This is a genomic window from Enterobacter sp. ECC-019 (assembly GCF_043974075.1).
Taxonomy (GTDB): domain Bacteria; phylum Pseudomonadota; class Gammaproteobacteria; order Enterobacterales; family Enterobacteriaceae; genus Enterobacter; species Enterobacter asburiae_D.
The window spans coordinates 1,269,479-1,288,300 of sequence record NZ_CP143759.1 but is presented as its reverse complement, the minus strand read 5'-3'; the positions used below and the strand labels follow the sequence as shown (position 1 = coordinate 1,288,300).

20 protein-coding genes are annotated in these 18,822 nt (G+C 58.2%); 18 read left to right on the top strand and 2 right to left on the bottom strand.

What is annotated here, in order from left to right:
• The first annotated feature begins 19 nt into the window (after positions 1 to 19).
• The 10 genes from V1566_RS05975 to V1566_RS05930 all read left to right on the top strand — a co-directional run bounded on the left by V1566_RS05975 (position 20) and on the right by V1566_RS05930 (position 8,046).
• A complete protein-coding gene (locus V1566_RS05975; protein ID WP_395305341.1) occupies positions 20 to 796 on the top strand; it encodes a threonine/serine exporter ThrE family protein in 777 nt (258 codons plus the stop codon).
• Positions 787 to 1,260 (top strand): threonine/serine exporter, encoded by a 474-nt coding sequence (locus tag V1566_RS05970; protein ID WP_395305340.1) that lies wholly within the window; start codon positions 787 to 789, stop codon positions 1,258 to 1,260. Before V1566_RS05975 ends, V1566_RS05970 begins: the two co-directional genes overlap by 10 nt.
• A gap of 67 nt (positions 1,261 to 1,327) precedes the next feature.
• The gene (locus V1566_RS05965; RefSeq protein WP_395305339.1) at positions 1,328 to 1,969 is read left to right on the top strand and encodes a TetR family transcriptional regulator; all 642 of its coding nucleotides are present in this window, start codon (positions 1,328 to 1,330) and stop codon (positions 1,967 to 1,969) included.
• A 41-nt stretch (positions 1,970 to 2,010) separates the two neighbouring features.
• Positions 2,011 to 2,463 (top strand): MarR family winged helix-turn-helix transcriptional regulator, encoded by a 453-nt coding sequence (locus tag V1566_RS05960; RefSeq protein WP_023293337.1) that lies wholly within the window; start codon positions 2,011 to 2,013, stop codon positions 2,461 to 2,463.
• 83 nt (positions 2,464 to 2,546) lie between these two features.
• A complete protein-coding gene (locus tag V1566_RS05955; protein WP_013095463.1) occupies positions 2,547 to 2,975 on the top strand; it encodes an organic hydroperoxide resistance protein in 429 nt (142 codons plus the stop codon).
• A 148-nt stretch (positions 2,976 to 3,123) separates the two neighbouring features.
• On the top strand, positions 3,124 to 3,669 hold the full coding sequence (gene dnaT, locus V1566_RS05950) for a primosomal protein DnaT (RefSeq protein WP_395305338.1): 546 nt from the start codon (positions 3,124 to 3,126) through the stop codon (positions 3,667 to 3,669).
• Positions 3,666 to 4,403 (top strand): DNA replication protein DnaC, encoded by a 738-nt coding sequence (gene dnaC / locus V1566_RS05945; RefSeq protein WP_023334409.1) that lies wholly within the window; start codon positions 3,666 to 3,668, stop codon positions 4,401 to 4,403. The genes dnaT and dnaC overlap by 4 nt, the downstream gene beginning before the upstream one ends.
• Positions 4,404 to 4,486: 83 nt before the next feature.
• Positions 4,487 to 4,969, top strand: a complete 483-nt coding sequence (locus V1566_RS05940) for a DUF2501 domain-containing protein (RefSeq protein ID WP_333051348.1) — start codon at positions 4,487 to 4,489, stop codon at positions 4,967 to 4,969.
• 270 nt (positions 4,970 to 5,239) lie between these two features.
• Complete coding sequence (opgB, locus tag V1566_RS05935; RefSeq protein WP_395305337.1) at positions 5,240 to 7,531, top strand: phosphatidylglycerol--membrane-oligosaccharide glycerophosphotransferase; 2,292 nt, start codon at positions 5,240 to 5,242, stop codon at positions 7,529 to 7,531.
• A complete protein-coding gene (locus tag V1566_RS05930; RefSeq protein WP_395305336.1) occupies positions 7,531 to 8,046 on the top strand; it encodes a GNAT family N-acetyltransferase in 516 nt (171 codons plus the stop codon). Before opgB ends, V1566_RS05930 begins: the two co-directional genes overlap by 1 nt.
• Positions 8,047 to 8,184: 138 nt before the next feature.
• On the opposite strand, the gene tsr is transcribed toward V1566_RS05930, so the two are convergent.
• Together tsr and hpaR are read right to left on the bottom strand one after the other, a co-directional pair.
• On the bottom strand, positions 8,185 to 9,849 hold the full coding sequence (gene tsr / locus V1566_RS05925) for a methyl-accepting chemotaxis protein (protein ID WP_134349569.1): 1,665 nt from the start codon (positions 9,847 to 9,849) through the stop codon (positions 8,185 to 8,187).
• Between the two features lie 83 nt (positions 9,850 to 9,932).
• Entirely contained in the window at positions 9,933 to 10,373 is a 441-nt protein-coding gene (gene hpaR, locus V1566_RS05920) for a homoprotocatechuate degradation operon regulator HpaR (protein ID WP_023334396.1), read from the bottom strand.
• Between the two features lie 270 nt (positions 10,374 to 10,643).
• On the opposite strand from hpaR, the gene hpaG reads away from it, so the two are divergent.
• From hpaG to hpaA, 8 genes are all read left to right on the top strand, one after another.
• Positions 10,644 to 11,921, top strand: a complete 1,278-nt coding sequence (gene hpaG / locus V1566_RS05915; protein WP_395305335.1) for a 4-hydroxyphenylacetate degradation bifunctional isomerase/decarboxylase — start codon at positions 10,644 to 10,646, stop codon at positions 11,919 to 11,921.
• Complete coding sequence (gene hpaE / locus V1566_RS05910) at positions 11,918 to 13,384, top strand: 5-carboxymethyl-2-hydroxymuconate semialdehyde dehydrogenase (RefSeq protein ID WP_395305334.1); 1,467 nt, start codon at positions 11,918 to 11,920, stop codon at positions 13,382 to 13,384. The genes hpaG and hpaE overlap by 4 nt, the downstream gene beginning before the upstream one ends.
• A gap of 2 nt (positions 13,385 to 13,386) precedes the next feature.
• A complete protein-coding gene (gene hpaD / locus V1566_RS05905) occupies positions 13,387 to 14,238 on the top strand; it encodes a 3,4-dihydroxyphenylacetate 2,3-dioxygenase (RefSeq protein ID WP_395305333.1) in 852 nt (283 codons plus the stop codon).
• Positions 14,239 to 14,247: 9 nt separating this feature from the next.
• The gene (locus V1566_RS05900; RefSeq protein WP_395305332.1) at positions 14,248 to 14,628 is read left to right on the top strand and encodes a 5-carboxymethyl-2-hydroxymuconate Delta-isomerase; all 381 of its coding nucleotides are present in this window, start codon (positions 14,248 to 14,250) and stop codon (positions 14,626 to 14,628) included.
• A gap of 147 nt (positions 14,629 to 14,775) precedes the next feature.
• Positions 14,776 to 15,579: a 2-oxo-hept-4-ene-1,7-dioate hydratase gene (hpaH, locus tag V1566_RS05895; RefSeq protein ID WP_108417166.1), complete on the top strand. Its 804-nt coding sequence runs from the start codon at positions 14,776 to 14,778 to the stop codon at positions 15,577 to 15,579.
• A 9-nt stretch (positions 15,580 to 15,588) separates the two neighbouring features.
• Positions 15,589 to 16,386 (top strand): 4-hydroxy-2-oxoheptanedioate aldolase, encoded by a 798-nt coding sequence (gene hpaI / locus V1566_RS05890; RefSeq protein WP_395305331.1) that lies wholly within the window; start codon positions 15,589 to 15,591, stop codon positions 16,384 to 16,386.
• A gap of 21 nt (positions 16,387 to 16,407) precedes the next feature.
• A complete protein-coding gene (hpaX, locus tag V1566_RS05885) occupies positions 16,408 to 17,760 on the top strand; it encodes a 4-hydroxyphenylacetate permease (protein ID WP_395305330.1) in 1,353 nt (450 codons plus the stop codon).
• Positions 17,732 to 18,622: a 4-hydroxyphenylacetate catabolism regulatory protein HpaA gene (hpaA, locus tag V1566_RS05880; protein WP_395305329.1), complete on the top strand. Its 891-nt coding sequence runs from the start codon at positions 17,732 to 17,734 to the stop codon at positions 18,620 to 18,622. The genes hpaX and hpaA overlap by 29 nt, the downstream gene beginning before the upstream one ends.
• Positions 18,623 to 18,822: the final 200 nt, after the last annotated feature.

Here is an 18,822-nt window from a genome sequence, read left to right as displayed (position 1 = left end):
ATCTTCTTCAGGACAATACATGCAGGTAGATAGGTCAACGCAGCGTGCTATCACGCGGCTATGTATTCAGTGCGGTCTTTTTTTGCTCCAGCACGGCGCGGAAAGCGCGCTGGTTGAGGAACTCTCCACCCGGCTGGGAGTGGCGCTGGGTATGGATAGCGTTGAAAGCGCTATCTCATCCAACGCCATTGTGCTGACCACGATCAAAGACGGTCAGTGCCTGACCTCCACCCGCAAAAACCATGACCGCGGCATTAACATGCACGTCGTGACCGAAGTGCAGCACATCGTCATCCTTGCTGAACACAAGCTTCTCGATCTCCATGAAATTGAAAAGCGATTCAATCAAATTAAGCCATTACGTTATCCGCGCTGGCTTGTCGTGTTGATGGTGGGGCTGTCGTGCGCCTGCTTTTGTAAGCTCAACAAAGGCGGCTGGGACGGCGCGATCGTTACCTTTTTTGCCAGCAGTATCGCCATGTATGTTCGCCAGCTGCTGACGCACCGGCAGCTGCATCCGCAAATTAACTTTTGCATTACCGCGTTTGTCGCCACTACGGTTTCCGGCCTGCTTCTGCGCCTGCCGCAGTTTGCTAACACCCCGACGATTGCCATGGCAGCCAGCGTGCTTCTGCTGGTCCCGGGCTTTCCGTTGATCAATGCCGTCGCCGACATGTTTAAAGGGCACATCAATACCGGCCTGGCACGCTGGGCTATCGCCAGCCTGCTGACGCTGGCGACCTGCATCGGTGTGGTTATGGCTATGACGCTCTGGGGGTTACGCGGATGGGCGTGATAGATTTTCTGCTGGCGCTGGCCCAGGACATGCTTCTGGCCGCCATTCCTGCCGTCGGTTTTGCGATGGTATTTAACGTTCCGCGACGCGCGCTGCCGTGGTGTGCGCTGCTGGGTGCGATTGGCCATGGCTCGCGAATGGTGATGATGACCGCGGGTTTTAACATCGAATGGTCAACATTCATGGCCTCTATGCTGGTCGGCAGCATCGGCATTCAGTGGTCGCGCTGGTATCTGGCGCATCCCAAAGTGTTCACCGTCGCCGCCGTGATCCCGATGTTCCCGGGTATATCCGCGTATACGGCGATGATTTCCGCAGTAAAAATCAGCCATTTTGGCTACACCGAGCCCCAGATGATCCTCCTCCTGAGCAACTTTCTTAAGGCGTCGTCCATCGTCGGCGCGCTCTCTATCGGTCTGTCGATCCCCGGACTGTGGCTGTACCGCAAACGCCCACGCGTTTGATATTTGTGTTATTTCGCTGCCATGGAGATAATCCTTCTGGTCCGTTTGGTGAAAATAAGGAAAGGATGTGGCTAACCCTGGCAGCGAACACCCAGAGCACAGTGAAGAATCCAGCCTGAAAGAGAAAATTTTTCAGAGCGCCATCGCGCTTTTTGCCGAGTATGGATTGAACGGTGCCCGCATGGAGCAGATCGCGGAGAAAGCGGGTACCACCAAACGCATGGTGGTTTACCATTTTAAAAATAAAGAGAATCTCTACCTCCTGGTACTGGAATATGTTTACACCCAGATTCGTGCCAGTGAGAAAGCGCTAAGCCTGACGGGAATGCCCCCCGTCGAAGCGTTGGTCGACCTGGTTGAAGCCACCTTTGACTATCATGCCGACCATCCAGACTACATCCGGATTATCTGCATGGAAAACATGCAGCGTGGCCGCTTTATGCAGCAGTCGAGCTATCTTCGCCAGGTCAACCGCAGCGCGCTCGACCTGCTGGAGGAGATCCTGCGCCGGGGTAAAGAAAAACAGCTCTTCAGCCAGACGGTCGACGCCCGCGATCTTCACCGCCTGATAAGCAGCTTCAGCTTTCACTACGTTGCCAACAGCTACACCTTCACGCTCCTGTTTGAAGACGGTGCGGACGAACAGGCCCAGCGCCAGCACTACCGTAAAATGGCCGTTCAGGTAGCGCTCCGCTACATCTGCCCATAAAATTGCTTGCAATTAAATCGCACACTATCTATATTCATTTCATGAACGCGAAAACGAACGATGCAACCGCTGCGCTTAAGCTGGATAACCAGCTCTGCTTTGCCCTCTATTCGGCAAATCTGGCGCTTAATAAGCTGTACCGGCAACTGCTGGCACCGCTGAACCTGACTTACCCGCAATACCTGGTGATGCTGGTACTGTGGGAGCAGGATGACATGACGGTGTCGGACATCGGCGAACGACTGTTCCTGGACTCTGCAACCCTGACGCCGCTGTTGAAGCGGCTGGAAAGTGCCGGGTTAATCAACCGTCACCGTTCCCGCAAAGACGAACGTCAGGTCGCCGTCACCCTGAGTGAAGCGGGACGTGAACTGCAGCAGCAGGCATTGGGTATCCCCCATGCGGTGGGTTGCGCAGCGCAGTGTGATACCGACACCCTGCTGGCGCTCAAACAGCAGCTCGAACTTTTGCGACAGCAGCTACACCGCGCGTAAGGCTATACTTTACGCGTGATTATTACCCATATACATCGCACGCTATTTAATAGCACACACTTAAGCAAGATGAGGAACCTGCCATGTCTTTAGAAAAAGTCGTTTATACCGCCAAAGCCAAAGCAACCGGTGGCCGTGACGGTCGTGCCACCTCTTCCGATGGCGTACTGGACGTAAAACTGGGCGTGCCAAAAGAGATGGGCGGCATGGGGGGAGAAGTGACGAACCCTGAGCAGCTGTTTGCTGCCGGCTACTCTGCCTGCTTCCTGGGCGCGATGAAATTTGTGGCCGCGCGCGACAAATTTACCCTGCCAAAAGAGGCCTTTATTGAAGGTGAAGTGGGTATTGGCCCGCTGCCAACCGGTTTTGGTATCGAAGCGAAACTGAACATCCACGTTGAGGGTATGGATCCCGCGGAAGCCAAAAAGCTGGTCGACGCGGCGCACATTGTTTGCCCGTACTCTAATGCGACCCGCGGCAACATCGACGTGACCCTGAATATCATCGCGTGATAAATGCCTGATGGCATTGCGCTTATCAGGCCTACGACCGTAGCCCCGGTAAGCGCAGCTCCACCGGGGAAATCCCCTCCTTCCCTTTCCTCTCTCTGTGCTACCATAAGCCCATATCACGCCCGTAGTAATCAGTAGAGTAAGCGTTATGTCCTCCAGAATTCTGACCACCAGCATTGCTGGCATTGATGCCTTTATGCGCGACCCACGCGGTGTGTTGACCCACGCCGAAGGCGGCACGATTGCGGTTTTCGCCGACAACGCGCCGGCGTTTTACGCAATCACGCCGGAACGTCTGGCACAGCTTCTGGAGATCGAAGCGCAATTGTTACGCCCGGCGAGCGATGTCACGCTGGATAACCAGTTCTTTGATGAACCGGTCAACGTCCCCGTGACCGTTCCGATGGGAAAATTTGCCCTGTACGCGGGCTGGCAGCCGGATGCGGATTTTCAGCGGCAGGCGGCGCTGTGGGGCATCGCGTTAACCCAACCGGCCACCGCCGAAGAGCTCGCCGCGTTTACCGCCTGGTGGCAGGCGGAAGGTAAAGTCTTCACCCACATTCAGTGGCAGCAAAAGCTTGCGCGTCATCTTCAAATTACCCGCGCCGGCAACAACGGCCAGCCCAAACGCGATATCAACGCGTTTTCAGAACCGGATAAACAGATCCCCAGCGGATTCCGAGGTGCGAAATGAAGAACGTCGGCGACCTGATGAAACGTCTGCAAAAAATGATGCCTGCCAACGTGAAGCCCGCTTTCACCACGGGTGAAGAGCTGCTGGCGTGGCAAAAAGAGCAAGGTGAGATCCGCGCCGCCGCGCTCGCCAGGGAAAACCGGGCGATGAAAATGCAGCGCACCTTTAACCGCTCCGGTATCCGTCCCCTGCACCAGAACTGCTCGTTCGATAACTATAAAGTCGAAACCAACGGACAGATGAACGCCCTTGCCGCCGCCCGTCAGTACGTGGATGAATTCGACGGCAATATCGCCAGCTTCATCTTTAGCGGCAAGCCGGGCACCGGAAAAAACCACCTTGCAGCCGCTATCTGCAACGAGCTGCTTCTGCGGGGTAAATCGGTTCTTATCATCACCGTGGCCGATATCATGTCCGCGATGAAAGACACTTTCAGCAACCGCGAAACCAGCGAAGAACAGCTGCTTAACGATCTGAGCAATGTCGATTTGCTGGTCATCGACGAGATTGGCGTTCAGACAGAATCCCGCTATGAAAAAGTAATCATCAACCAGATTGTCGATCGCCGCTCCTCGTCCAAGCGCCCCACCGGCATGCTGACGAACCACAATATTGACGAGATGACCCGCCTGCTGGGGGAACGCGTCATGGACCGCATGAAGCTGGGTAATAGCCTCTATGTCATCTTCGACTGGGAAAGTTACCGCAGCCGCGTCACCGGCAAAGAGTATTAAGACAGTTCCAGGAATCGCCGCCAGGGCATAGGTATATACTGGAACCCCCTCGGCCCAAAACGGACCTTTTTGAGAGAGCCATGATGAAAAAACAGATTCTAATCAGCACCTTTTTAGGCGCGCTGCTGGTGACCGGCGCGGCGCAAGCGGCGTCCTGGCAGGAGTCCCTGTCAAGCGCAGCAAATGAGCTGAGCAAAGAGAGCAGCAGCTCTCAGGGCGGACTCTCCGCCTCTTCCCTCACCAGCCTGCTGGGCAACAGCTCCCAGAGCCTCAGCGCGGGAACGATGAACAATGCGGCGGGGATTCTGGAATATTGCGCGAAGCAAAAGCTGGCCTCCGTGACCGACGCGCAAAACGTGAAAAATCAGGTGCTGGGTAAACTGGGTCTGGATACCCAGGAGCAGAAAGCGGACACCAACTATATGGACGGCATTCAGGGCCTGCTTAACGCGCAAAACGGCCAGCAGCTTAACCTGAGCACCCTCGGCAACTCTTCTCTTGCTAAACAGGTGAAAACCAAAGCCTGCGATCTGGTGCTGAAACAAGGCGTTAATTTCCTCTCCTGATCCTTCCCATTTTCTGCCACAACACGCCGCGTTTAATGCGATAGTCTTGCAGCGCGGCGCTAAATGAGCGTTTTCCTCACCTGCCACCGTCTCAGCGTCCGTTTGTCAGGATGCGACCCTCTTCATAAAAACGATTTTCTAAACCAAATCCTAACAACAGCACACTTTCGTGACACTAAAATTGCAGCTTAACGACATCGCAATTACATTGTATGACCCAAAAAATAAACAGTTAGCCAGCGAACCATCTGGCGTCATGAGGATATGCTGTTGTCTGAATTCATGTCTCTTATCCTTTTTCTGGCTTCTGTCGGCGTTTACGCCTGGAAAGCCGGCCGTCACACCTGGTGGTTTATCGCCACGCTGGTGGTGCTCGGCATTTTTATTATTTTAAACATTACCTTATACGCCAGCGATTACTTTACCGGTGACGGTATTAACGATGCGGTGCTCTACACGCTGACGAACAGCCTGACGGGCGCGGGTGTGGGCAAGTACATTCTTCCGGGGCTCGGCATTATTGTCGCGCTGGTGACGATTTTTGGCGCGCTGGCCTGGGTGCTGCGCCGTCGCCGCCATCTTCCACACCATCATGGCTACAGCCTGCTGGCATTATTCCTGGCGCTGGCCTCCGTCGACGCCAGTCCGGCGTTCCATCAGATCACCGAGCTGGTGAAATCCCAGTCGCGCGACGGCGATCCTGATTTCGTGGCTTACTATAATGAACCGTCGAAAACAATCGCCAACCCGAAGCTCAATCTGGTCTACATCTACGGCGAAAGCCTGGAACGCACGTACTTTGATAGCGATGCGTTTCCGGACCTGACGCCAGACCTGGGAGCGCTGAAAAATGAAGGTCTTGATTTCAGCCATACCATGCAGCTGCCTGGCACGGATTATACGATTGCCGGGATGGTTGCCTCCCAGTGCGGTATCCCGCTGTTCGCGCCTTTTGAGGGTAACGCCTCAGCCTCGATGTCGACGTTCTTCCCACAGAATATTTGCCTCGGCGATATCCTGAAAAACTCCGGCTACGAAAACTATTTTATGCAGGGGGCTAACCTGCGCTTTGCCGGAAAAGACGTGTTCCTGAAATCCCACGGTTTTGACCACCTGTATGGCTCAGAAGAGTTAAAAACGACGGTTGCCGATCCGAACTACCGTAACGACTGGGGTTTCTATGACGATACGGTACTCGACGAAACCTGGAAGAAATTCGAGGAGCTTTCCCGCGCGGGCAAGCGCTTTTCCCTCTTTGCGCTGACGGTGGACACCCACCATCCGGACGGGTTCGTCTCGCGCAGCTGTAAACGCAAAAGCTATGACGTTGACGGCAAAAACAACAAGTCTTTCAGCGCCGTTACCTGCAGCCAGGAGCACATTGCCGCGCTGGTCGAGAAAATCAAAGCCTCGCCCTGGTTTAAAAACACCGTCATCGTCGTTTCGTCTGACCATCTGGCGATGAAAAACAGCGCCTGGGATCAGCTCAACAAGCAGGATCGCAGCAATCTGTTCTTCGTCCTGCGCGGCGACCAGCCGCAGCAGGAGGTCATCGCCACCAAACGCAACTCCATGGATAACGGCGCAACCGTGCTGGACATTCTGGGCGGCGACAACTTTATTGGCCTTGGCCGCAGCACGCTGTCGGGGCAATCCCTGTCGGAAGTGTTCCTCAACATGAAGGAAAAAATCCTCGCCTGGAAGCCAGACATCATCCGCCTGTGGAACTTCCCGAAAGAGATGAAGGACTTCACCGTCGATCGGGATAAAAACACGATTGCCTTCTCGGGCAGCAACTTCCGACTGCCGCTGCTGGTGCGCGTGTCGGAGGGACGCGTTGAGCCGCTGCCAGAAAGCGAATATTCCGCGCCGCTGCGCTATCAGCTGGCCGATTTTGCGCCACGCGATAATTTCGTCTGGGTCGACAGATGTTACAAGATGGGCCAGCTCTGGTCGCAGCCGCTGGCGCTCTCTACCGACTGGTGCGTCTCTCAGGGTCAGCTCGGCGGGGAGCAAACCGTGCAGCACGTGGATAAAGCCCAATGGAAAGGCAAAACCGCGTTTAAAGATACGGTGATTGATACGACGCGCTATCAGCACAACATCGACATGCTGAAAGTCAGCGATAACGATATTCGCTACAAAGCGGACAGCTTTATCTTTAACGTGGCCGGCGCGCCCGAGGAAGTGAAGCAGTTTAGCGGCATCTCGCGTCCGGAGTCCTGGGGACGCTGGTCAAACGCGCAACTGGGCAACGAGGTGAAAATTGAGTACACCCATCCGCTACCGGAACAGTTCGACGTGGTGATCACCGCCAGAGCGTATGGCCCTAACGCTAACAAGCCCGTACCGGTGCGCGTGGGCGACAGGGAGCAGACGCTGACGCTCGGGACCGACGTGAGCACGCACACGCTGCATTTTGAGAACCCATCGCGCAGCAATACCCTGGTAATCGTGCCACCGGATCCGCAGTCCACCAATGAAGGGAATATTCTCGGCCATTCACCGCGCGAGCTCGGGATTGGTATGGTCGAAATTAAAATTGTGAGTCGCGCAGGCTAATGGTCGACCTTAACATCACCGTTCGACCCACGCGTCCCGGCGACGTTACCGCCCTGCCCGCCATTGAACGCGCGGCGGGCGAGCGCTTTCGTGAAGACCTGGCGCTCGCCTGGCTTGCCGACGGTGAGGTCATTTCCGCTGAGCAGCACCTTGAGTATGCCGAACGTGGGCTAAGCTGGCTGGTGCTGGTGAACGACCGGCCCGTGGGGTTTATCCTCGCCGAAGCGCACTCTTCGTCGCTGTTTATCGTGGAGCTTTCGGTTGATCTGGACTGGCAGGGAAAAGGGATTGGCCGGCAGCTCATCGCCCGTGCGGCTGACCATGCCCGCAGGCTGGGGCTGGCGTCGCTGACGTTGACAACGTTCCGGAACGTACCGTGGAACGCGCCGTTCTATGCACGATTGGGGTTTGAAAAAATGACGACGCTGACGCCTGAACTGCGTCAGAAAAGGGAAGAAGAGACAGCGCACGGTTTCGCGTATGAAACGCGCTGCGCCATGTGCCTGCCTCTGTGATATCGCCCGGTGGCGCTGCGCTTACCGGGCCTACAAAACCCTGAACCGTAGGCCGGGTAAGGTGCAGCCGCCACCCGGCAAAAACCACGAACCGTAGGCCGGGTAAGGCGCAGCCGCCACCCGGCACAACGCACAGAGTTAGAACGTTTCCCAGTTATCGCCTGAATCGGCAGTCGCGGTTTTACGCGCCATCACCGGCGTGGAAACCGCTTTAGCCGCAGCGAATTCGCGCGCTTTCATCTGCTCCTGCTGAATGCGGAACACCGCCACGGCCTGAGTCAGACGGCTCGCCTGCTCTTCCAGTGCGGCGGCCGCTGCGGCAGATTCCTCAACCAGCGAGGCGTTCTGCTGGGTCACGCGATCCATCTCAGCGACCGCCAGGCCGACCTGGTCGATACCGCGGCTCTGCTCGTCAGACGCAGAGGCGATTTCACCCATGATGTCCGTTACGCGGGTCACCGCGTTCACGATCTCACCCATGGTTTCACCGGCGCTTTCGACCAGCGTTGAACCCACTTCCACGCGACCCACGGAGTCTTCAATCAGGCTCTTGATTTCACGAGCCGCCTGGGCGCTGCGCTGGGCCAGGTTACGCACTTCACCTGCCACCACCGCAAAGCCACGACCCTGCTCGCCCGCACGCGCCGCTTCTACCGCCGCGTTCAGTGCCAGAATGTTGGTCTGGAAAGCAATCCCGTCGATCACGCTAATAATGTCGGCAATTTTCTGCGAACTGCCCGCGATATCGCGCATGGTCTGCACCACGTTATCCACCACTTTACCGCCTTTCTGCGCGGTTTCAGAGGCGCTCAGGGCAAGATGGCTCGCCTGACGGGCGTTTTCGGCGTTCTGCTTAACGGTCGCCGTCAACTGCTCCATGCTGGCCGCGGTCTCTTCCAGGGAAGCGGCCTGCTGCTCAGTACGGGAAGAGAGGTCGTTATTGCCCATCGCAATTTCGCTCGCGCCGCTGTAGATAGCGTTCGCGCCGTTACGCACATCACCAACGGTACGCACCAGCTCACCCTGCATATGACGCAGCGAGTCGGCCAGTTCACCCATCTCGTTGGTGCCCTGAACCTCAATGCGCTTCACCAGGTCGCCGCTGGCGATATGGCGAATGTTGTCAATCAGACGATTCAGCGGAGAGATCAGCGTCTGCTTGATGTTGAGCCAGACGGCCACGATCACCACCAGCACGGCAATCAGGACGCTGATCAGCACCCAGATAGCCTGGCTGAAGGAGCTGTTGCTGTCTTCGACCGCCATCTGGTACAGCTTGTCGTTCTGCTGCAGGTAGCTCACATACTGCTTCTCAAAACCATCCTGATAGCTCTGGGTCGGCTGGTCGAAGAAGGCGTTGATTTTGCCCGCACCCAGCAGCTGGATCAGCTCCGCCAGCGCACCGTGGTAAATATCATAGTTACGCTTGATCTCCATCGCTTCAGCGTCGTTCTGACGCGGGTCGCGCGGCAGGGCTTCGTAGGCAGCCCAGTTTTTTTCCGCCTGTTTCAGAGACGTAGACGCGATTTGCATCAAATCGTTAACGGTCGCGCCGCTGCCGATATTGCTCTGATCCATCATGTAGCGGATACCCGCGCGGTTCAGGGTATTACGGGTTTGCAGCAACGCGACCCAGCTGGCGTTCAGCGTGGATTGTTGCTGGCGAATGGTTTGCAGGACGGTGAAATTCTCTTTGTCATTCTTAAGGGCATTAAAGAAAAGACCACCGGACGTGAGTTGTAAAAGGCCAAATATCGCTAAAACCAGCATTAAGCTGGTGACAATCTTGATACGGTTTAACATGTTTTCTCTTTCCTCAGACAGATACAGAATTTTCGGCCTGGAAAGGGAAAACTTTACGAAAATCATCCTGGAATTTGTGGTTTTTACTCTTCTTCCCGCGCTGCGTTATGCCGGTTTCCGAGTTCAATAAACTCTTCCAGCAGCGCCGTCAGCTGTTTCATCTTCTCCGGCGTGTATTCCGCCTCAATTTGCTGATACGCCTCTTCGACCTGCGCCTGGGCGTGTTCATACAACGCATTCCCCTCTTTGGTCAGCGACACGTACAGCTTGCGCTGGTCGTTCACCGGCTTTAAGCGCAACACCAGGCCGTCACGCTCCATGCGCGTCAGGATGCCGGTCAGGCTCGGGCGCAGGATGCAGGTGCGAAACGCCAGATCGTGAAAATCCATCGACGGATGCTCAGCCAGCACGCGCACAATGCGCCACTGCTGCTCGGTCAGATTATGGCGCTTCACAATCGGGCGGAAGTACGACATCGCCGCTTCCCGAGCCTGTAGCAGCGCGATGGTTAATGAATCATGCATAGCCTCTCCCCGCTAGTCATTAACAAGTAAACAATCACTAAAAGATGTTTTTATAAACAACACGTTTTCCGTCAAAAAGTCTAACAGAAACCATTCATTTTTATTAACCACCTGATTTACATATAAATAAAAACCAATATGTAAATTTATTGTTATTCATATCACAAATTTTTCACTTCTGATTGCGAAATAAACAGCAAAAGCATAAAACCAGATCATTAACATATTAATGAAATCATAACCCGGACCGCCGGGGTGAGGAGTATGTGAATGAAAGGTACCGTTTTTGCCGTCGCCCTCAACCATCGAAGCCAGCGTGAAGCCTGGCGTGAGGCGTTTGAAAAAGCCCCCTACAACACGCCGCCGAAAACAGCCGTGTGGTTTATCAAGCCGCATAACACGGTGATTCGCGCTGGCGAGCCGATCCCCTTCCCGCAGGGGGAAACGGTGCTGAGCGGCGCGACGGTGGCGCTGGTGGTGGGCAAAACCGCCAGCAGGGTGCGCGTGGAGGACGCCGCGGCGTACATCGCGGGATACGCGCTGGCCAACGAGGTGAGCCTGCCGGAAGAGAGCTTCTACCGCCCGGCCATCAAGGCCAAATGCCGGGACGGATTTTGCCCGCTGGGCGAGCTGGTCGCCGTTGATAACGTGGACAACCTGACCATCATCACCGAGATCAACGGCCGCGAAGCGGACCACTGGAACACCGCCGATCTTCAGCGCAGCGCTGCCGAACTGCTGAGCGCCCTGAGCGAGTTCGCCACCCTCAATCCCGGCGATGCGATCCTGCTCGGCACGCCGCAAAGCCGCGTGGAGATCCGCCCGGGCGATCGCGTGCGTATTCTGGCAGAAGGTTTTCCGCCGCTGGAAAACCCGGTGGTGGATGAGCGCGACGTCACTATTGCGCACAGCACGCCGCCGCACGCCACGCTGTTTGCCCTCGGGCTGAACTATGCCGATCACGCCAGCGAGCTGGACTTCAAGCCGCCCACCGAGCCGCTGGTATTTATCAAAGCGCCAAACACCTTCAACGGCGACAACCAGACGTCGGTGCGCCCGAACAATATCGAATACATGCACTACGAAGCGGAGCTGGTTGTGGTCATCGGTAAGACCGCGCGTAAGGTCAGCGAAGCCGAGGCGATGGACTACGTGGCGGGCTATACGGTCTGCAACGACTATGCCATCCGCGATTACCTGGAAAACTACTACCGCCCGAACCTGCGGGTAAAAAGCCGCGACGGGCTGACGCCCATTTCCCCCCACATCGTGCCGAAAGCGGCGATTCCCGACCCGCACAACCTCGCCCTACGCACCTTCGTCAACGGCGAGCTGCGCCAGGAAGGCACCACGGCGGATCTGATCTTCAGCATTCCGTTCCTGATTGCGTACCTGAGCGAATTTATGACCCTGCAGCCGGGCGACATGATTGCCACCGGCACGCCGAAAGGGCTGTCCGACGTGGTGCCGGGCGATGAGGTGGTGGTGGAAGTGGAGGGCGTGGGACGCCTGGTGAACCGAATTGTCAGCGAGGAGACTGCAAAATGAAAAAGATTAACCACTGGATCAACGGTAAAAACGTCGCCGGAAGCGAATACTTCCACACCACCAACCCGGCCTCCGGCGAGGTATTAGCGGAAGTCGCCTCCGGCGGTGAAGCTGAAATTCACCAGGCCGTCGCCGCCGCCAAAGAGGCGTTCCCGAAGTGGGCTAACCTGCCGATGAAGGAGCGCGCGCGCCTGATGCGCCGTCTGGGGGATCTAATCGACCAGAACGTGCCCGAGATCGCCGCCATGGAAACCGCCGACACCGGCCTGCCGATCCACCAGACCAAAAACGTGCTCATTCCGCGCGCCTCGCACAACTTCGAGTTCTTCGCCGAGGTGTGCCAGCAGATGAACGGCAAAACCTACCCGGTCGACGACAAGATGCTCAATTACACCCTGGTGCAGCCGGTGGGCGTCTGCGCGCTGGTGTCGCCGTGGAACGTGCCGTTTATGACCGCCACCTGGAAGGTCGCACCCTGCCTGGCACTCGGAAACACCGCGGTGCTAAAAATGTCTGAACTCTCCCCGCTGACCGCCGACCGTCTGGGCGAGCTGGCGCTGGAGGCGGGCATTCCGGCGGGCGTGCTTAACGTGGTGCAGGGCTACGGCGCGACGGCAGGCGACGCGCTGGTGCGCCATCACGACGTGCGCGCCGTCTCCTTCACCGGCGGCACCGCCACCGGGCGCAACATCATGAAAAATGCCGGGCTGAAGAAATACTCCATGGAGCTGGGCGGCAAATCCCCGGTGCTGATTTTTGAAGATGCCGACATCGAGCGCGCGCTCGACGCCGCCCTGTTTACCATCTTCTCTATCAACGGCGAGCGCTGCACCGCGGGCTCGCGCATCTTTATCCAGCAGAGCATCTACCCGGAATTCGTGAAGCGCTTTGCCGAGCGCGCCAACCGCCTGCGCGTGGGCGACCCGACCGATCCGAATACCCAGATTGGCGCGCTCATCAGCAAGCAGCACTGGGAGAAGGTTTCCGGCTACATCCGTCTCGGCATCGAGGAAGGCGCAACCCTGCTGGCGGGTGGCCCGGACAAACCGACCGATCTGCCTGCGCACCTCAAGGCCGGCAACTTCCTGCGCCCAACCGTGCTGGCGGACGTCGATAACCGCATGCGCGTGGCGCAGGAAGAAATCTTCGGGCCGGTGGCCTGCCTGCTGCCGTTTAAGGACGAAGCGGAAGGCCTGCGCCTGGCGAACGACGTGGAGTACGGCCTGGCGTCGTACATCTGGACCCAGGACGTCAGTAAAGTGCTGCGCCTGGCGCGCAGCATCGAGGCGGGCATGGTGTTCGTCAACACCCAGAACGTGCGCGACCTGCGCCAGCCGTTTGGCGGCGTGAAGGCCTCCGGCACCGGCCGCGAGGGCGGTGAGTACAGCTTCGAGGTGTTCGCGGAGATGAAGAACGTCTGCATCTCCATGGGCGACCATCCGATTCCAAAGTGGGGGATCTGACCATGGGTAAATTAGCATTAGCGGCAAAAATCACCCACGTACCGTCGATGTACCTCTCCGAGCTGCCGGGGAAAAACCACGGCTGCCGCCAGTCGGCCATCGACGGGCATAAAGAGATCAGCAAGCGCTGTCGCGAGCTGGGCGTGGACACCATCATCGTGTTCGACACCCACTGGCTGGTGAACAGCGCGTACCACATCAACTGTGCGGACCATTTTGCGGGCGTCTACACCAGCAACGAGCTGCCGCACTTTATCCGCGACATGACCTACGACTACGACGGCAACCCGGCGCTCGGCCAGCTGATTGCCGACGAAGCGGTGAAGCTCGGCATACGCGCCAAAGCGCACAACATCCCGAGCCTCAAGCTGGAGTACGGCACGCTGGTGCCGATGCGCTACATGAACGCGGATAAGCACTTCAAAGTGATCTCCATCTCGGCGTTCTGCACGGTTCACGACTTCGCCGACAGCCGCAGGCTGGGCGAGGCCATCGTCAGCGCGATTGAGAAATACGACGGTACCGTGGCGGTGCTCGCCAGCGGCTCGCTGTCGCACCGCTTTATCGACGACCAGCGCGCGGAGGAAGGGATGAACAGCTACACCCGTGAGTTTGACCGTCAAATGGACGAGCGCGTGGTGAAGCTGTGGCGCGAAGGCCAGTTCAAAGAATTCTGCAGCATGCTTCCGGAGTACGCCGACTACTGTTACGGCGAGGGCAACATGCACGACACGGTGATGCTGCTGGGGATGCTCGGCTGGGACAAATACGACGGCAAGGTGGAGTTTCTCACCGAGCTGTTCGCCAGCTCCGGCACCGGCCAGGTTAACGCCGTTTTCCCGCTGCCCGCATAAGGAGTCACCATGCCGCACTTTATTACTGAATGTACCGACAACATCCGCGAGCAGGCCGACCTGCCGGGGCTGTTCGCCAAAGTGAACGAGGCGCTCGCCGCCACGGGCATCTTCCCCATCGGCGGTATCCGCAGCCGTGCCCACTGGCTGGACACCTGGCAGATGGCCGACGGCAGGCACGATTACGCCTTTGTGCATATGACGCTGAAGATTGGTTCCGGGCGCAGCCTGGAGAGCCGGGAAGAGGTCGGTGAAATGCTGTTTGCGCTGATCAAAACGCACTTCGCGGAGCTAATGGCGAGCCGCTATCTGGCGCTGTCGTTTGAGCTGGACGAGCTGCACCCGACGCTCAATTACAAACAAAACAACGTGCACGCGTTGTTTACGTAGCCGTCTGCTCGCCCGGTGGCGCTTCGCTTACCGGGCCTACAACGACCCCGAACGTAGGCCGGGTAAGCGAAGCGCCACCCGGCAACAGCAGCACCAAACCGTAGGCCGGGTAAGCGCAGCACCACCCGGCAAAAACAGGATATCGCCATGCTCGATAAACATACCCATACCCTGATCGCCCACCGCCTGCATCAGGCGGAACAATCCCGGGAGCAGATCCGTGCGATCTCCCTTGAGTACCCGGAGATCACGATTGAAGACGCCTACGCCGTCCAGCGCGAATGGGTCAGCCTGAAAATCGCCGAAGGCCGCGTGCTGAAAGGCCACAAGATCGGCCTCACCTCGAAAGCGATGCAGGCCAGCTCGCAGATCAGCGAGCCGGACTACGGCGCGCTGCTGGACGACATGTTCTTCCACGACGGCAGCGACATCCCCGTCGATCGCTTTATCGTCCCGCGCATCGAAGTGGAGCTGGCCTTCGTGCTGGCAAAACCGCTGCGCGGCCCGAACTGCACGATCTTCGACGTCTACAACGCCACGGATTACGTCATCCCCGCGCTGGAGCTGATCGACGCCCGCTGCCACAACGTTGATCCGGAAACCCAGCGCCCGCGTAAGGTGTTCGACACCATCTCCGATAACGCCGCCAACGCGGGGGTGATCCTCGGCGGTCGTCCGATTAAACCCGACGCGCTGGATCTGCGCTGGATCTCCGCCCTGCTCTACCGCAACGGCGTGATCGAAGAGACCGGCGTGGCCGCAGGCGTGCTTAACCACCCGGCGAACGGCGTGGCGTGGCTGGCGAACAAGCTGGCGCCGTACGACGTACAGCTTGAGCCGGGGCAAATCATCCTCGGCGGCTCCTTTACCCGCCCGGTGCCTGCCAGCAGAGGCGACACCTTCCACGTCGACTACGGCAGCATGGGCTCTATCAGCTGCCGTTTTGTCTAGGAGATAGTGATGCAAAACGCATTTAAAGCGGCGCTGAAAACGGGCCGCCCGCAAATTGGCTTATGGCTGGGGCTGACCAGCAGCTACAGCGCTGAACTGTTAGCAGGCGCGGGATTCGACTGGCTGCTGATCGACGGCGAGCACGCGCCGAACAGCGTGCAGACCGTGTTAACCCAACTGCAGGCCATCGCACCCTATCCAAGCCAGCCGGTGGTGCGCCCGTCGTGGAACGACCCGGTGCAGATCAAACAGCTGCTGGACGTAGGGGCACAAACCCTGCTGGTACCGATGGTGCAAAACGCCGATGAAGCGCGGCTGGCGGTACGTTCCACCCGCTACCCGCCCGCGGGCATTCGCGGCGTCGGCAGCGCCCTGGCAAGAGCGTCGCGCTGGAACCGGATTCCGGACTACCTGCAGCAGGCCAACGACGCCATGTGCGTGCTGGTGCAGATTGAAACCCGCGAGGCGCTAAAAAACCTGCCGCAGATACTCGACGTGGAAGGCGTCGACGGCGTGTTTATCGGCCCGGCGGATCTGAGCGCCGACATGGGCTTTGCCGGCAACCCGCAGCACCCGGAAGTGCAGGCCGCCATCGAGCAGGCGATCGCGCAGATCCTTAGCGCCGGTAAAGCGCCCGGCATTCTGATGGCGAACGAGCAGTTGGCGAAACGCTACCTTGAACTCGGCGCGCTGTTTGTCGCCGTCGGCGTCGACACCACCCTGCTCGCCCGCGGCGCGGAAGCGCTGGCGGCTCGTTTTATCGAACAACCGGTTACGTCAGTTAATAACAATAAATCCGTCTACTAAACGTAAGATCTGGAGCGCACCATGACGACCTCTACCCTGCAAACCCATGATAATAAAGCTGTTGAACATCGCGCCATTAACAAGCTGTTCCGACGCCTGATCGTCTTTCTCTTTATCCTGTTTGTCTTTTCGTTTCTCGATCGCATCAACATCGGCTTTGCCGGGCTGACGATGGGCAAAGATCTGGGCCTTACGTCGACCATGTTTGGCCTCGCCGCGACGCTGTTTTACGTCACCTACGTGCTGTGCGGGATCCCGAGCAACATCATGCTGGCGAAGATCGGCGCGCGACGCTGGATCGCCGGGATTATGGTGGTATGGGGCATCGCCTCCACCTGCACCATGTTCGCCACCAGCCCGCACACGCTCTATGTTTTACGCATGCTGGTGGGCATTGCCGAAGCCGGCTTCCTGCCGGGGATCCTGGTCTATCTCACCTGGTGGTTCCCGGCCTATCACCGCGCCCGCGCCAATGCGCTGTTTATGATCGCCATGCCGGTGACCATGATGCTCGGCTCGATCCTCTCCGGATACATTCTGGCGATGGACGGGCTGTGGAACCTGAAGGGCTGGCAGTGGCTGTTCCTGCTGGAGGGGCTGCCGTCGGTGGTGCTCGGTGTGGTGACCTGGTTTTATCTCAACGACACGCCGGATAAGGCCACCTGGCTGGACGACGACGAAAAGCAGGCGCTGAAAACGATGATCGCCCGCGAGCAGGAGGTCGCCATTGCCCAATCCGTCACGCCGCGCTCGACGCTGCGTGAAGTGCTGACCCCGGCGGTGCTGCTCTACACGCTGGCCTACTTCTGCCTGACCAACACGCTCAGCGCCATCAACATCTGGACGCCGCAGATCCTGCAAAGCTTTAACACGGGGAGCAGCAATATCGTCATCGGCCTGCTGGCGGCGATCCCGCAGTTTTGTACCATCCTCGGGATGATCTGGTGGAGCCGCCGCTCCGACAGGCTGAAAGAGCGAAAAAAGCACACCATCCTGCCGTACCTGTTCGCCGCGGCGGGATGGATGCTGGCCTCGGCCACCGATCACAGCCTGATCCAGCTGCTTGGCATCATTATGGCCTCAACCGGATCGTTTACCGCCATGGCGATATTCTGGACCACGCCGGATCGGGTGATTAGCCTGCAGTCCCGCGCGGTGGCGCTGGCGGTGATCAACGCTATCGGCAACGTCGGCTCCGCCGTCAGCCCATTGCTGATTGGGATCCTGCGCGACGCGACCGGCAGCTTCAGCTCCGGACTGTGGTTCGTGGCCGGGCTGCTGGTGGTCGGCGCGCTGGTGCTGACGCGCATTCCAATGACGCAGCGGGATCAACAGAGGAACGATCATGTGCCAGAGCCCTATCGCCAACATTGATATCAGCAAGGAGTACGACGAAAGTCTGGGCACCGACGATGTGCACTACCAGTCGTTCGCCCGCATGGCGGCCTTTTTTGGCCGCGACATGCAGGCACATCGTCACGACCAGTATTTTCAGATGCACTTTCTCGATACCGGGCAGATTGAGCTCCAGCTCGACGATCACCGCTACTCGGTGCAGGCCCCGCTGTTCGTCCTCACGCCGCCGTCGGTGCCGCACGCGTTTATCACCGAATCCGACAGCGACGGGCACGTGCTGACGGTGCGTGAAGATCTGATCTGGCCGCTGCTGGAGGTGCTCTACCCCGGCACGCGGGAAGCGTTTGGCCTGCCGGGGATCTGCCTCTCGCTGGCAGACAGGCCGGACGAGCTGGCGGCGCTGAAGCACTACTGGCAGCTGATTGCCCGGGAATCCACGGAACAGCTGCCCGGGCGCGAGCACACGCTGGTCCTGCTGGCGCAGGCGGTGTTTACCCTGCTGCTGCGCAACGCAAAGCTCGACGACCACGCTTCAGGCGGTATGCGCGGCGAGCTGAAGCTGTTCCAGCGCTTTACCCAGCTGATAGATGCCCACTACCACCAGCACTGGACGGTGCCGGGATACGCCAGCGAGCTGCACCTGACCGAATCCCGCCTGACCGATATTTGTCGCCGCTTCGCCAACCGCCCGCCGAAGCGGCTGATCTTCGACCGGCAGCTGCGGGAAGCCAGACGGCTGCTGCTCTTCTCCGACAGCGCGGTCAGCGAGATTGCCTGGCAGCTGGGGTTTAAGGATCCGGCCTATTTTGCCCGGTTTTTTAACCGTTTAGTGGGATGCTCGCCGAGCGCGTATCGGGCGCAGAAAGTACCGGTGTCGTAATTCCCCGGTGGCGCTACGCTTACCGGGGCTACGGTCCGTAGGGCGGGTAAGCGCAGCGCCACCCGCCGAAAAGCCGCACAGATCACAAATTCCAATCCCGCCCGAAAAGTACCCGCCGTTGTCCCAATCGTCCCTTCACGTCTCGCCCCTCTCAAGCTTCAATTAAACAACAAAAACAAAACATAAATTTAACAACACTA

Coding starts and splice junctions, on each gene's coding strand:
- V1566_RS05975 (WP_395305341.1), top strand. CDS start 20: ATGCAGGTAGATAGGTCAACGCAGCGTGCTATCACGCGGCTATGTATT.
- V1566_RS05970 (WP_395305340.1), top strand. CDS start 787: ATGGGCGTGATAGATTTTCTGCTGGCGCTGGCCCAGGACATGCTTCTG.
- V1566_RS05960 (WP_023293337.1), top strand. CDS start 2,011: ATGAACGCGAAAACGAACGATGCAACCGCTGCGCTTAAGCTGGATAAC.
- V1566_RS05955 (WP_013095463.1), top strand. CDS start 2,547: ATGTCTTTAGAAAAAGTCGTTTATACCGCCAAAGCCAAAGCAACCGGT.
- dnaT (WP_395305338.1), top strand. CDS start 3,124: ATGTCCTCCAGAATTCTGACCACCAGCATTGCTGGCATTGATGCCTTT.
- dnaC (WP_023334409.1), top strand. CDS start 3,666: ATGAAGAACGTCGGCGACCTGATGAAACGTCTGCAAAAAATGATGCCT.
- V1566_RS05940 (WP_333051348.1), top strand. CDS start 4,487: ATGAAAAAACAGATTCTAATCAGCACCTTTTTAGGCGCGCTGCTGGTG.
- V1566_RS05930 (WP_395305336.1), top strand. CDS start 7,531: ATGGTCGACCTTAACATCACCGTTCGACCCACGCGTCCCGGCGACGTT.
- tsr (WP_134349569.1), bottom strand. CDS start 9,849: ATGTTAAACCGTATCAAGATTGTCACCAGCTTAATGCTGGTTTTAGCG.
- hpaR (WP_023334396.1), bottom strand. CDS start 10,373: ATGCATGATTCATTAACCATCGCGCTGCTACAGGCTCGGGAAGCGGCG.
- hpaG (WP_395305335.1), top strand. CDS start 10,644: ATGAAAGGTACCGTTTTTGCCGTCGCCCTCAACCATCGAAGCCAGCGT.
- hpaE (WP_395305334.1), top strand. CDS start 11,918: ATGAAAAAGATTAACCACTGGATCAACGGTAAAAACGTCGCCGGAAGC.
- hpaD (WP_395305333.1), top strand. CDS start 13,387: ATGGGTAAATTAGCATTAGCGGCAAAAATCACCCACGTACCGTCGATG.
- V1566_RS05900 (WP_395305332.1), top strand. CDS start 14,248: ATGCCGCACTTTATTACTGAATGTACCGACAACATCCGCGAGCAGGCC.
- hpaH (WP_108417166.1), top strand. CDS start 14,776: ATGCTCGATAAACATACCCATACCCTGATCGCCCACCGCCTGCATCAG.
- hpaI (WP_395305331.1), top strand. CDS start 15,589: ATGCAAAACGCATTTAAAGCGGCGCTGAAAACGGGCCGCCCGCAAATT.
- hpaX (WP_395305330.1), top strand. CDS start 16,408: ATGACGACCTCTACCCTGCAAACCCATGATAATAAAGCTGTTGAACAT.
- hpaA (WP_395305329.1), top strand. CDS start 17,732: ATGTGCCAGAGCCCTATCGCCAACATTGATATCAGCAAGGAGTACGAC.